Source organism: Photobacterium sp. DNB22_13_2 (genome assembly GCF_052873915.1).
In genome coordinates, this window is record NZ_JBNNXU010000006.1 from 249,600 (window position 1) to 263,794 (window position 14,195).

Annotated in this window: 11 protein-coding genes; 3 read left to right on the top strand and 8 right to left on the bottom strand. The window is 43.2% G+C overall.

Annotation, left to right across the window (positions count from 1 at the left end):
• Position 1: 1 nt before the first annotated feature.
• Genes ACVA58_RS11695 through ACVA58_RS11705 form a run of 3 tightly spaced genes read right to left on the bottom strand, consistent with a single transcriptional unit; the run spans position 2 to position 2,975 of the window.
• Positions 2–844, bottom strand: a complete 843-nt coding sequence (locus ACVA58_RS11695; protein WP_446510620.1) for a carbohydrate ABC transporter permease — start codon at positions 842–844, stop codon at positions 2–4.
• The gene (locus ACVA58_RS11700) at positions 831–1,700 is read right to left on the bottom strand and encodes a carbohydrate ABC transporter permease (RefSeq protein WP_446510621.1); all 870 of its coding nucleotides are present in this window, start codon (positions 1,698–1,700) and stop codon (positions 831–833) included. Before ACVA58_RS11700 ends, ACVA58_RS11695 begins: the two co-directional genes overlap by 14 nt.
• 42 nt (positions 1,701–1,742) lie before the next feature.
• Positions 1,743–2,975 carry an ABC transporter substrate-binding protein gene (locus ACVA58_RS11705; RefSeq protein WP_446510622.1) on the bottom strand — a complete coding sequence of 411 codons (1,233 nt, stop codon included), beginning with the start codon at positions 2,973–2,975 and terminating at the stop codon, positions 1,743–1,745.
• A gap of 250 nt (positions 2,976–3,225) precedes the next feature.
• On the opposite strand from ACVA58_RS11705, the gene ACVA58_RS11710 reads away from it, so the two are divergent.
• From ACVA58_RS11710 to ACVA58_RS11720, 3 genes are all read left to right on the top strand, one after another.
• Entirely contained in the window at positions 3,226–4,089 is an 864-nt protein-coding gene (locus tag ACVA58_RS11710) for a MurR/RpiR family transcriptional regulator (RefSeq protein WP_446510623.1), read from the top strand.
• A gap of 157 nt (positions 4,090–4,246) precedes the next feature.
• On the top strand, positions 4,247–5,218 hold the full coding sequence (locus tag ACVA58_RS11715) for a LysR substrate-binding domain-containing protein (protein ID WP_446510624.1): 972 nt from the start codon (positions 4,247–4,249) through the stop codon (positions 5,216–5,218).
• A 346-nt stretch (positions 5,219–5,564) separates the two neighbouring features.
• Positions 5,565–6,836 carry a dicarboxylate/amino acid:cation symporter gene (locus ACVA58_RS11720; RefSeq protein WP_446510625.1) on the top strand — a complete coding sequence of 424 codons (1,272 nt, stop codon included), beginning with the start codon at positions 5,565–5,567 and terminating at the stop codon, positions 6,834–6,836.
• 463 nt (positions 6,837–7,299) lie between these two features.
• Here the strand turns inward: ACVA58_RS11720 and allB are convergent, their stop codons facing one another.
• The 5 genes from allB to allD all read right to left on the bottom strand — a co-directional run bounded on the left by allB (position 7,300) and on the right by allD (position 14,143).
• A complete protein-coding gene (gene allB, locus ACVA58_RS11725) occupies positions 7,300–8,661 on the bottom strand; it encodes an allantoinase AllB (protein ID WP_446510626.1) in 1,362 nt (453 codons plus the stop codon).
• A 55-nt stretch (positions 8,662–8,716) separates the two neighbouring features.
• Positions 8,717–10,180, bottom strand: coding sequence for an allantoin transporter (locus tag ACVA58_RS11730; RefSeq protein WP_446510627.1), 1,464 nt, complete (start codon positions 10,178–10,180; stop codon positions 8,717–8,719).
• A 319-nt stretch (positions 10,181–10,499) separates the two neighbouring features.
• Complete coding sequence (locus ACVA58_RS11735) at positions 10,500–11,750, bottom strand: MFS transporter (RefSeq protein ID WP_446510628.1); 1,251 nt, start codon at positions 11,748–11,750, stop codon at positions 10,500–10,502.
• 15 nt (positions 11,751–11,765) lie between these two features.
• Complete coding sequence (gene allC / locus ACVA58_RS11740) at positions 11,766–12,992, bottom strand: allantoate deiminase (protein WP_446510629.1); 1,227 nt, start codon at positions 12,990–12,992, stop codon at positions 11,766–11,768.
• A 101-nt stretch (positions 12,993–13,093) separates the two neighbouring features.
• Positions 13,094–14,143, bottom strand: a complete 1,050-nt coding sequence (gene allD, locus ACVA58_RS11745) for an ureidoglycolate dehydrogenase (protein WP_446510630.1) — start codon at positions 14,141–14,143, stop codon at positions 13,094–13,096.
• Positions 14,144–14,195 lie beyond the last annotated feature (52 nt).

A 14,195-nucleotide genomic window follows, 5' to 3' on the forward strand; every position in this document is an offset into this window, starting at 1 on the left:
CTTACTTTAACGCACCCATGGCAATACCACGGACCAAGTGTTTTTCTACTAATTTAAAGCACAGCAATGTCGGCAACATGGTTAACGTTGCGCCAGCCATAACCAGCGGCCAGTTCACCATGCCATCATCGGCGGCACTGGCGTATAAACGGGACAGGGCAATCTGAAGTGTCCGCACTTCCTCACTGTCGGTGGCAATCAATGGCCAGATATAGGAGTTCCATTCACCAAGGAAGGTAAACAGCGCCATGGCGGCAATAGCAGGACGTGCCATTGGTACAATCACTTTCCACAGCACCTGCAGGTGATTGGCACCATCAATCCATGCTGCTTCATCCATCGCTTTGGGGATACCCTTGAAATACTGGCGCAGGAAGAAGGTCACAAAGCCGCTGGCAATTGATGGCAAAATCAATGTCCAGTAACTATCGAGCAAGCCCACTTTTGCCATATTGAGGTAGTTCGGGATCAAGCTGATATGCCCCGGCACCATCAAGGTTGCCACGACTAGCCAGAACAACAGCTCCCGGCCTTTGAACTCAATACGGCTAAAGGCATATGCTGCACAAACCGATACCGTCAGGCTCAATACCGTGACCGCTACCGACACAATGGCTGTGTTGAGCAGATACAAAGGGAAGTTCATCTGGGTAAAGGCATAGACATAATTTTCCAATGAAAAGCCTATTTGCCCCGATGCGTAGTTATCAAACGGAATGAACGAGAGAAATACACCATACCCAATCGGGAATAAAAACATTAATGCCATGGCGGTCAGTATGACCATCGACAGCGACCAACGGGTTTTCTTGGGCGCAAGCTGAATTACTTTAGCTGCCTTCATAGTGCACCTTTTTACCAATCAACTTCGATTTCACGACGGCCAATACCAGTAAAATCACAAATAAAATCACTGCCAGCGCAGAGCCTTGACCAATATCAAACAGAACGAAACCGGTACGGTAGAGAAGGTTCACCAACATATCTGTCGCAAACGCCGGTCCGCCGTTGGTCATCACATTGACAATGGTGAAAATTTGGAACGACTCCACCACAGAGATAATCAGCAGGAAATAAGTCGTTGGCATCACCAACGGGAATGTCACCCGGCGAAAGACATGCCACTTCTTACCGCCATCAACCTGAGATGCTTCATACAGTTCATTGGGAATTGCCTGAAGACCAGCGACATAAATCACCATGTCATAGCCCAGTTGCTTCCAGGTATTAACGATGATGACTACCCAAAGCGCGAGCATCGGCGATTGCAACCAGGTAACTTTTTCCATACCAAAGGTACTTAGAATGCTATTTATCAGGCCGAAATCGGTAGCAAAAATCCAGCTCCAAATAACCGAAATCGCAACGGTTGAAGTGACCGATGGCAAGAAGTACGCCCCGCGTAGGAAGCGAACCAACTTGGTTTCGTTCACCAGAAAATTGGCCAACAACAACGCGAGGGCCAGTCTAACCGGCACCGAGATCACGACAAATATCAAGGTGATGTATAGCGAGTTACGAAACTCTTCGCCTTCCAGCAGGTAACGGTAGTTTTCCAGGCCGACAAAAGGCATGTCGCTGCTCAGAAAATTCCAGCTATGGAAGCTATAAATAAAGGACGAGACAATCGGCCAATACGTAAATACACCTATTAACAGTAGGCAAGGTAAAACAAAAAAATACGGCGTATATCTTTTCATGATCATGCTTAATAGGCGGGATTGCTCCCGCCAGTTGAGAAATTAAAGGCGGGATTCAACACGGCGGTTGAAAGCTTTCAGGGCCTTATCCGCATCTTGCTGACCAAGTGCAATCGATTCCCAGATACCTTGCTCTTGCGCACGGATCCAGGCCATTGCAGGCGGACGGGCACGACCTTGAGCAACCGGCAACTGTTCCATCGCCGCACCGAAATCAGGATTATCAGCTAACAAGTCTTTTGACGAATCCACTTCCAACGCAGTCTTGTTCACTGGCATATAGCCCGTGTGCTGAAACCATTTTGCACTAGGATTAGCTGAAGCGAGGTATTGCATAAACTGCCATGAGGCGGCTTTTTTCTCATCGGTGATATTAGCCATCATCCCGACACCAGCACCACCGATAGGCACGCGACACTCAACCGTACACGGCATAGGCAATACAACAAGGTCGTCGCCAAGAATACGCTTGTAATCGCCTAGGTTACCGGTGCTATCAAAATGAATAGCGACACGGCCCGCACTGAAGTGCTGCTTAACGATTTTTTCGTCAGTCACACTTTCTGCCGAAGCAACACGGTGCTTGTGGTAAAGATCCCCCATCCATTGGAAGGCTTCGATCGTTGCCTCATCAGCGAGGCCCGACTTGTTGGTTGCCGCATCTACCCAATCACCACCATTTTGCATCACCAAACCAAAACGGGTGAACTGGCTTGGGGTATTAATACCGTAAACGTTGTCTGCACCCAATTCATTTTGTACCTTCTTAGCGACCTCAAGAATTTCATCGAATGACGTCATCGCTGGTACGCTTTCATAACCGGATTTTTCCAGCAGCGCTTTATTTACGTACATCAGCGGCGTTGAAGAGTTAAACGGCATAACGTAGTTACCGTCTTTGTAATTACCGATTTCCAGCGCAAATGGCTGAAGCTCTTCGGTAAATTCAGCGTTGGCCTGATAGTAAGCATTGAGGTCATTCAGCACACCGGCTTCGGCGAAAACACCATACTGCGTCACTTCCAATACTGCCATTTCAGGGTTGCGACGGGCTGGGATGGACGCCTGTAGCTTAGTAATGATATCGGCGTAGCTACCGTTGTATGTAGCCTTGACCTCAACACCGCTGTACTCAGTGTTAAAGTCGTTAATGATATTTTGCAATACAACCTCGGCATCACCCGATTGGTTATGCCAAAGCTCGACGTGTACCGGTTTTGCCATCGCTCCTGCTGCAACGAGCGAGAGAGCCAAAGCTGAAAGGCGCAGTTTCATGATTCATTCCATTTTTATCTGAAGGACTGCGGAGCATGCTAGGCCGGAAAAATGACACTACCGTTTCAGTAATTCGTCTATTCATTGAAGAGAACGCTGCAATCGTTGCAGAACAACCATAATAGATTGTTTATATAGGTTTTTCATACTTTGCAATCAAAATTGCAATTACATGAATTCTGCAATTTGACATTTAACAGTCATTTTTCATCCCTATATTGAGGTTACTTTCGCTATTGCACATAAGAAAATGAACGATAAACAAATCAGCTACCAAGCCAAATTTCGTGGTGCCATTCAACAATTGATCACTGGTGTTGAAGGTAAACTGACCAAATCAGAAGTCAAAGTCGTCGACTACTACCTCGCCAATACCGACCATGCCGTTCATAGCGGCAAAGACATTGCTCATGCTATTGAGGTACATCCTTCGACCTTGGTGAGGCTGGCACAAAAACTCGGCTTTCGCGGTCATCCTGAACTAAAACAATACCTGATCAAATTTGCCAATCAGTCTGCCGATGCCAGTGACCGCCATCAGCATACCTTGTCACAAATGGAAGGCTCGGTACTGCAATCGACGATCAGTCAGGAGATTGAACACCTCAGATTAATTGCCAGCTCGGTCTCCCAGCCAGATCTGGATGAAGCAAGCCAGTTGATCCTCTCGGCCAACAAAGTCTTCATCAACGGCCAAGATAATACCGAAGGGTTGGCTGAGCACTTCTCTCGCAGGCTAAACCGGTCTGGCATTGATGCAGAAACCGTTTCTTTAGGGCGGTCAAAACTGGCTGAATGCCTGACCGCCTCCAAACCTGAAGATGTGTTGATCTTACTTTTCAATAACACCATGAACGAAATGACAGAAAAGCTGATCAAAATCGCGCGCAACTTGCAGCTTCAAGTGATAGGGATCAGCGATCTCAGCTCATTGAGTGTGCCGCAAGATGTGTTGCTGCTGAGAATCTATCGCGGGGAAACTAAGGGAACGAAGTCTGTCAGCCCACCGCTGGTGATCACCAATGCTATCATTCGCAACCTCACCGTATTAGCAGAAGATCGAGTGATCCAAGGACTTCGCCGCTTTGAAATGATCCGTGCCCTAGAGAATTAGACCCTTGCAGTATAATTCAAAGTAGAGGCATTCCTCAGAAACCCTTCCTTATCACCAAAAGGAAAGTGAATATAATATCACCATTTGTTATATGAAAAATTTGTTACTTAAGGCACAATCAAAGGTATGAAAATATTGCGAATATGATGAGAGAGCAATGAAATTACAGCAACTGCGTTACCTCAAGGCGGTAATAGACAACAACCTAAATATCTCGGTTGCTGCCAATTCCCTCTTCACGACCCAGCCAGGCGTGAGCAAGCAGATCAGGTTGCTTGAGTCAGAATTGGGCGTCAAAATTTTTGAGCGCAAAGGCAAATCCATCAGTACGGTTACCCCAATCGGCAAGCAGATCATCGATGAAGCAATCGACATGCTTGAAAAAGAGAGCCGTATCAAAACAATTGTTCGCGATCACATCAAGCCAGAAGAAGGCTTTTTGAATATTTACACCACCAACACCATTGCCCGCTACCTCATTCCTGAAGCAGTAGAACGGTTCGTTAAGCGCTACCCAAAAATCAAATTCCACATTGGTACTTCGCAGCTCGACAAATATGGCCATATCTTAAAACGTGGCCAATCTGACTTCTCGATACTGGCGCAAAATGTCGAGCGTGAAAAAGACATCATTGTACTGCCGGCCTATAAATGGAACCTGAGCCTGATCGTACCCAAAAATCACCCACTGGCTAATGACAGCGATATCTCAATCGAGAAAATTGGGGCTTATCCGCTGATCAGCTACGAGCCGGGGTCAACTGGACGCTCTTCACAAGACAAAGCCTTCCAAGAAAAAGGGATCACTCCGTATTACTTCATGACGGTGATGGACGTCGAAGTGATTAAGAAATATGTGAATCTCGGTTACGGCATTGGCATTATAGCCCAAGTTGCCGCCCAAGATGTGGTGGATGAAAATCTGGTCAGCATCCCGTTGAACGATATTATTCCTGCTTGTGATGCATGGCTGTGCTACAGCCGAAACCTGTTCCTGCAAAAATACATGCTGGATTTCATCGAGTTATTCTGTCCTCACCTCACACGTGAAGTAATGGAAGATATTGCCCATTGTTCGGACAATGAAATTGTCAAAATTTCAGAAAACTTTGATTTGCCAGAGTATTAATGAGCTATATAAGCTGATATTATTCTTCCATCTTTTTGACATTCTCACAGACAAAAAGATGGAAGAAAAAAACCGTAAGCACTCATTTCAATAACATTTAAACATTTCTAACGATCCCCCTCCTTTTCATAAAACAATTTAACATTTCACTTTTATCGAATCACCATCAAATAAAAGCTATCAAATTTTCCCTATTCTGTATCACAGCCAGATACGTAATAAAAATAAGATGTATGAGTCGATATAGAAGAGGTCAGGCACAGTTGTAATGCTTTTCACTATTATTGTGATCTATAGCATTTGTAGACCTAAATATCAGGAATGAAACTGAAATGAGGGAACAAATATGTCAATTAGTATGGCTGAGAATAACCCCAAGCCCAAACTATCAATATCACTAACCAATCAGATACTTATTGCGACTGCAGGAGGGATCGCCTTCGGAGCATTTGTTGGCCCTTGGGCTGAAAATATAAAATTCATCGGCGATATTTTCATCCGATTAATCCAGATGTCTGTTGTATTACTGGTAATGACAGCAGTATCCGCAGCTATAGGAAACGTTGACAGCAAAGGCGCAGGAAAAATGAGCCTACATACATTCAAATGGATCGTTTCAATGACTATTGTTTCGGCCTTTGTCGGATTATTCCTCGCCCTAACGATTAAGCCCGGAGAAGGTATAATTATTGAAGGCGCAGCAGCTGCAGTAGCAACTCCCGACACATCCATAAAAGATACAATCCTTGGCTTCTTTTCAACCAATATAGTTGACTCCATGTCCAGTGGCGCAATGATACCTTGTATTGTCTTTGCCGTCATTTTTGGGCTTGCAATGGGTTCATATTCTCGCACTACAGGTAATAAAGTTATTACTGAATTTATCGTCAGTTTTAATGCCGTCATCATGAATATCATCAAGATGGTAATGAAGTTGGCTCCGATTGGTATTTTTTGCTTATTAGCCAATGTTTCAGGTGCTATCGGCTTTAAAGTTATTATCCCTATGCTTAAGTTCTTAGGCGCTCTGGCAATCGGCGATATTATTCTATTGCTAATGTATGGCCCTATGACAGCCATGCTAACGAAAGTAAATCCTTTTAAAATGCCGAAGAAATTTGCCAAGCTGTCCATAATGTCAATGACAACGACTTCTTCAGCGATTTGCCTTCCAACAAAAATGGAAGATTCAGTGACAAAATTTGGCGTAAGCCGAAAAGTAGCTGACTTTACAGGGCCAATAACCATGTCGATGAATGCCAATGGTGCTGTAATGTGCTACGTCTTGGCTATATTCTTCATGAGCCAGGCCACAGGTATTGTGCTCGAGCCCTTCCAGATGGGGATGGCTATCCTGCTATCTGTGTTGATGTGTATGGGCACCATTGTCGTACCCGGTGGCATGATTATCGTATATACCTTCTTGGCCAGCTCGATGGGGCTACCATTAGAAAGTGTCGCTATTCTTATCGGTATTGACTGGTTCTCTGGTATGTTCAGAACACTACTGAACAATACCGTTGATGTCATGATTGCCATGCTGGTTTCTGACAAACTCGGAGAGTTCGACCGAGACGTCTACAACGACGAGAAAACAGCAGAATACGTACAAGCATAAGTAGTTAATAACTATAAATCAGCTCTAATAATGAAAGCCAGAAAATCCTTATTTGCTGGCTTTACTATTTCTTATTTATACTGTTAATATCGCCTACTTCTATGGATATTAACAATAAAAGCAGCTCCCAAAATTAACATTTAAGTAGCCCTTCTAAAGTTAATTATCATTCTATCGTTCATTTTATATCAACAACGCATAGTGGAAAAATCAATACTCAAATATAGTATTAACGTTGTTCCCACAACCGTTGATAAAAACCTTATATAAACATAGTTTGTAAATGTGAATGCTTGATAGGTAAGGTCCCATATCTACCTTGTAGAGAATTCTCTCTCTTGCCTTTTTATCGACCCGGCTCTCTCACTCTAGTTTATTCCACGTTTGTAACATCCACTTATCGCGAACCAATAAAAAAGGCAGCCTATGGCTGCCCTTTGATTATGACTCTTTCAACAATCGCTTACACTGTAACAAAGTCACCTTGGAATGGGTTAACAACACCAATATCAAGATCATAGATAACTTGACCTCTAAGCAGTGTCTTGGCAACTTGCGCACCAATATTACGGCCTTCATAAGCACTAAATTTATTACGGTATTCCAGATCGTCTGCGGTTAGTACATAGGATGAATTCGGTTTGATCATGACGATGTCTGCATCTTTACCTATCGCAATTCGCCCTTTCTGCTCTAAACCAAATAGATCTGCAGGGTTAGTGGCCATTAGCTTAGCAAACTGAGTCAATGCCATACCGCGCTTTTGTACCCCTTCATCAAACATAATATCAACACTATTCTGCAATGAAGAAATACCACCCCACGCATCGAAGATGCCGCCTTCTTTTAAGTCTGGCGTACAAGGCGAGTGATCGGATGTAATGAAATCAATCTCACCGTTTAGCAACTTAGCCCACATACGCTCTTGGTTATCCTTGTCACGGATTGGAGGAGAGCACTTGGCCTTGGTCCCGATATCTTCAAACTGATTATCATCAAGAGCAAAGTAATGGCCACAAGATTCACAGGTCACATCTTGGCCTTCATTACGAGCCTTGGTGACTTCCTCGATCGCTTCAGGGCTACTCAAATGACAAAGGTGGAGCTTACAACCGGTTTCCTTCGCCAGATAAATAGCCCGGCGAACAGCTTCAACTTCTGTAAAAACTGGACGGGAGGCGATGTAGTCTTTGGCGGTATGACGCCCTTCTGCCACCGCTTTCTTACCTAAACCATCACAGATTTCTGCATTTTCAGCATGCATTAGTAATATCTTGCCTAAACGAGCTAGCTCGGTCATACCTTCATAGAGCTGATAATTGTTTACGTTGCAAAAATCACCCGACGTCGGATCTGGATTACCGCAAGTCGATACAAAGCATTTATAGCCAACCACGCCTTCTTCGGCCAACTCATCCAAGCGATCAATATTATGCGGTACAAGGCCACCTAACGAGGCAACATCAACCGTCAGTCTACCCTTACCTGCTTCATACTTAATATGCAATGTTTCACGGTCAATAGTGGCCGGTACCTGATTCAATGGCATTTCAACACAGGTAGTAACACCACCTTTTGCTGCTGCCTTCGTTGCCGTTTCATAACCCTCCCACTCACTGCGAGGGCCGCCAGGATCGGTGATATGAACATGACCATCAACCATGCCTGGTGCCACGATTAAGCCAGTGGCATCAATATACTCAGATGCCACTCCCAAATTACTGCCAATCGCGGCAATCATACCGTCTTTTATTGCGACATCTGTTTCAATCGCTTCATTTTCTAGAATAACGGTACCGTTTTTAATAATTTTATCGTAGGACATGTTTCACTCCATTTTATTGGTTTAATTTAAACTATTTTGAAATAAATACTTCGGATTATCGGAACGAAAGGTAAAGATCTGGATTACGTTTTTCATCAAGTTTCATCAGGCCAACATAGGTCACAAAGGCAACAATAACGCCGGTGAACCAAGACACACTATTTAAAGCACTTAACGACGGAATATACTGGCCCCCTAAGGAGAGTATGCAGGCAAAGATTGTGGCGTAGAACGCGATGAGGTTGACGCCATTTTTGTAGTAATTAAAGCTATCTTCAGAAACGTACAGAGAATCCAGTTTTATTTTCTGCTTCATGATGATGAAGTAGTGAGCAATCATGACTCCAATCACCGGGCCAAGAATGCCACCAATAGTATTCAAGAATAGGAAAATACTTTCCTGGCTTTCCATCAATTTCCATGGACAGATAATCACGCTAATCACCCCAGCAATCATTACCCCTTGACGATAAGTAAGGCGAGGGAAAACGGCGACAAGCTGATAACCGGCAGGAATAATATTACCCGTTGCATTGGTTGATATAGTGGTCATCAAAACAACAGTACCGGCAAACATGACCAAAAATAAGCTGTCCCACTTGGCGATAATATCGAGGACATTCCATGTATCCATTTCAAAATGAATACTGGCACCGGCCAGTACGCACACACTAGAAACAGCAAACAACAGGTAAGCTAACATTAGGCCACCAAGCTGACCCGTTGCTTGGTCACGGAAGCTACGAGCATTCTGAGTAAAATCAGACGCACTCACCGCTGGAGCAGCCCACACAGCTACAATCGCATTGATAACAATTAAAAATTCGAAAAAACCTGCATCACTCTGCTGAACCTTAGCCGGAACATAGGCAAGAATACTCTCAAAACCTACCAAGGAAACCGCCCAGATTGCCATGCCCCCGAAGACCAGATAAATACACGGGTTGAGGATTGCTGTGAAGCGATTGAGGATTGCCCCTCCACCTAAGCCAATCACCATGTTAATGGCCCAGAACACCAAAAAAGCTATCAAGCCGGGTGCTGAAATACCCAACAAAGACCAATCACCGCCAATAGCCAGAAACTCAGGCCAAATTTTGGCAATAATAATCAGTAAAGCGATTGAGCCCGCGTAGTTTTGTAAACCAAACCACATAATGGCGGCGATACCACCACGTAAGACGCCAGGAAACAGTGCGCCTTTAACCCCATATGAAGCCCGAAGGAGCATAGAGAAAGGGACACCATATTTCGATCCAGGCGCACCATTCAAAATCATTGCCAGCGCAATGACAACACCGCTTAACAGAATTGCAGCCATGATCCCGGCAGTACTAAGGCCGAGCATAAAAAAACCGCCAACAGCGACGTAATTAGGTACGTTATGCACCGAGCCCTGCCATAGCGTGAAATAATTTAATGCTCGCCATGTTCTCTTTTCCGTCGGCTTAGGTAATAAATCACTGTTATACCCCCGAGATCGATATTCATCGATTAATTCCTTTGTTATATCACTCATGGTGTTTCCCTTATTATTGGATAGCAATTCATTTTGTCTGGAAAACTATACAGTGAGGTATTATATTTGTACTCGAAAGAAACCACACAAAAAACAATATTTTTATTATTTTGTTGATCACAGCATTATTATTTAATCTGCTTTTATAGTTTGCATAATGAGATCCTTATTCAAATATTCAATAATTAAAAACCAGATTATCTATTTAAAGAAAAAATTATAATCACTCCATACTGATTAAATCTAAAAAATAAATAAGACACAAAAAAAGCCAACTAACAGTGTTAGCTGGCTTTTTCAGTTATGCTTGGGGTTAAGATTAGGCTGTTTGCACTTCTGGCTTAGTACTAGCTCTCAAGTTAATAATAATGAAGAATAATGCCCCAGCAACCAACAATCCCGCAGAAAGATAGAAGCCAATGGCTTTAGAGCCTGTTATATCTGAGATAAAGCCTGTCAATGGTGGCGCAATAATTGATGATGACATCCCTGATAAGTTAAAAATAGCCAATGCCCTTGCCATTCTTATTTTCGGTGCACGCTCAGTAACATAAGAGATCAAGATTGGATCAAGGGCCATCTTGCCTAAAAATCCGTAAACAATAAGGCTGATCATCAACGCCGTTGTATTCGGCGATAAAACGGTAAAGGCCAACATTAAGCCACCCGCTATCTCCAGCGCCACAACCAGCTTAATCATTTGTGACTTAAACTTATCAGCTAATGAGCTAAAATACAGCGCACCAGGAACCGCAACCATCGCAACCAAAGCAGACGCACCACCAATTGCAGCGCCTTCAAATCCGCGTTCTGTCTGCAAGTAACTCGGTAGCCAAGTCACTATCATGTAGTAACCATAACAAGTGCAGAAATATAGGAAATATACCGCAATCAGTTCCGGGCTCAGTAAAGAGGAGTCTGGTTTATCAGTCTCAACTGAAGCTGAATCTTCTTTTTGGGTCTCGACCGAAGCTTGTGCTTTTTTATGTGGTTTAATCATTACCGCAAATACCACAAGCATTACGAAGATGACAGCCGCGGAAATGTAGAGCACATTATTCCATGCCATCCCCATGTTCTTCACAAGAACACTGGATCCAATAAGGCCGATCCCCATACCCACAGCTGAACCACTATTCACAATTGCTGATGCAAACGCACGGCGCTCTGGTGGTACATACTCACCAGACAATGAGTAAGCCGAGCAAAAGAAAGAAGCACAACCTAATCCGGACAGTAATGAACCTGCATATACCATGTTGATTGAGGGCGCATTGGCAATAACCAGTGTACCGACAGTAAATAAGCTAAAACCACATAAAAGGGTTAGTTTCTGTCCCATTTTTTCAACAACAATAGAGGCAGGAATTTGACCACCACAATATGCAGCAAAATAAAATGTAGCAATAAGACCTATCTGTGTATCACTTATATCGCCAAGGGCTGACTGAATTTCAGGATAAATAGGTGTAAGAACTGTACGATAAATCCAAATTGCCACCCAACCAAAACAAAGTATTACGACAAGTTTTTTCCAGTATTCAACACCGGACTGATTATTAATTTCCATATTAATTTCCGCTTATTATTTGTAAGCTAGCTCATAAAGCACATTAATCAATGCTTCAACACCAACGGTAAGATCATCAAGATTGGTTTTTTCTGCAGGGTTGTGGCTAATACCTGCAATGCTTGGAATAAAGATCATCCCTGTCGGAACACGAGGTGCAAAAATTTGCGCATCATGTCCTGCACCACTATGCATTCGCATATAGTTTTTATCTTGAGACTCAAACGTAGTATCGATAAGATCAACCAAGGTTGGATCCATCGGAATTGGCTCTTCGTCCATAAACAGATCAACATCAATTTCAATGTCCATCTCAGTACAGATTTGCTTCATATCCTCAATCGTTTGATCACTGAAACTGAGCAGTTTTTCTTTATCAGTATGACGGCAATCCATGCTAAACAGTATATGACCCGGAACAACGTTGACAGTATTAGGTTTAGGGTTCACCTTACCAAAGGTCAATACCAGCGGATCACCTTCAGCTTTTGCTTTATCAATTGATTGGCTACAAATTTTACTAAAAGCATAAACCGTATCTTTGCGATATCCCATCGGGGTCGTTCCCGCATGATTGGCTTCTCCTTTCAAAGTAATGTTATAGCGACGCTGGCCGGCAATACTGGTCACGACACCAAGTTGTTTTCCTTCGGTTTCTAGCACTTTGCCTTGTTCGATATGCAGTTCAACAAAGGCTTTAATATCTTTTCTTACTGTACGTTCTGTTCCAAAGTCAAAACCGCACTTTTTCATTGCATCAACAAAGTTAACACCCTTGTTGTCACTCAGATCTTTCACCGCTTCATTATCAGCTATACCAACAATGTTTTTACTTCCCCAGAAAACATAAGGGAATCGGCTGCCTTCTTCTTCAGCTAAAGAAACAACTTCCAGCGAACGCTTTGGTGAACCATGCTTATCTTTTAAGTATTGCATGGCAATGAATGCCGCCTCGATACCGAACTGACCATCGAGATTACCGCCATTCACTACGGTGTCGATATGCGAGCCTGACATAATAACTTGATCAGGAAACTCAGTGCCTTCCAAGCGACCATAAATATTACCTACATCATCTGAGTAAGCTTGGAAACCACTTTTTTCAAACAACTCTAAGAAAGTATTCTGTGCCGATAACCACTCTTCGGTGTATAGTAGACGCGTCATACCCGCCCCTTCTTGATAACCGTATTGAGTGATTTTTTTCGACGTTTCTTCTACCTTTGTTTTTAATAGATCCATCTTTTCATTCCTTATTTTGTTTCAAAATATGTATTTACGATAGGATGTTAATATTGGTACAGGTGATTAATAAAATCTGTTATTGTTTTTATTTTATCTGCTTATCCATTAAACGCAGATTTATGATCATAGGAGTTGATGTATATTTTATCCGAACGCAAGTACTCATAAACATCGTCGATAATATTTATTCCATTTTTCTTTGAGTTTGCTTCAATTAAGTCACTATTTTGCCCCGGATATAATACCTTATCAAAGCCAGGCGCTGGTCTTATCTCTCCCAACTCTTTCATTGTTTGAGAGATTGAATCAATGAAATAGTCCTTTGTTGTGAAAAATTCAGGGTTAATCACAATATGTAACTGACCTAAGTCACGCCCTTCTGCTAAATCATCATACATTGAACTGACATTTTTACCGAAAGGCAGACCCAGCATCACACCAGAAAGAATATCAACCATCATCATCAGACCGTAGCCCTTAGGTCCGGCAATAGGTAATAGTGCTCGTACAGCATGAGGATCAGAAGTCGGTTTCCCTGTGCTATCTACCGCCCAGGTATCAGGAATTAATTGGTTACGAGATCGTGCATCCAGCACCTTACCCCAAGCCTGTATTGTGGTCGCCATATCAAAGTTAATTGTCTTACCATCAGGGCCAGGCGCTGAAAAAGCTATGGGGTTAGTGCCATAGTAAACTTCACTGCCACCGAAAGGGACAACCATAGGGTCTGACTGACACATAGAAATTGCCACAAGACCCTGCTCAGCAGCATATTTGGTAAAGTAGCCTAATGCACCGCTATGGCTCATACGCTTTACGCCAATAACCGCGACACCTTTCGACTTTGCCATCTCTATTGCCTTATCCATTGCTTTCTTTGCAATGACATGGCCAGCACCATTATCACCATCGAAAAGTGCACTACAGGGGCCTGTTTCTTCGTAAGTGAATTGAGGGTTCGCGTTTATTCCTCCCTTCGATATTCGCTCCGAATAATACTCCACCCGAACAGCACCATGAGAATGCACGCCACGCTCATCTGCAAAAACAAGGACATCTGCAACAGTATCAGCATGTTCATCAGATAAACCGGCTTGTTTAATTTTATTTTTAATTAACTGATGAAGCTGCTCACTTGAAAGATTCATAATGTACTCCATGATAAATATTTTATTTCACGGGCTAATAGGTTTATTTCAT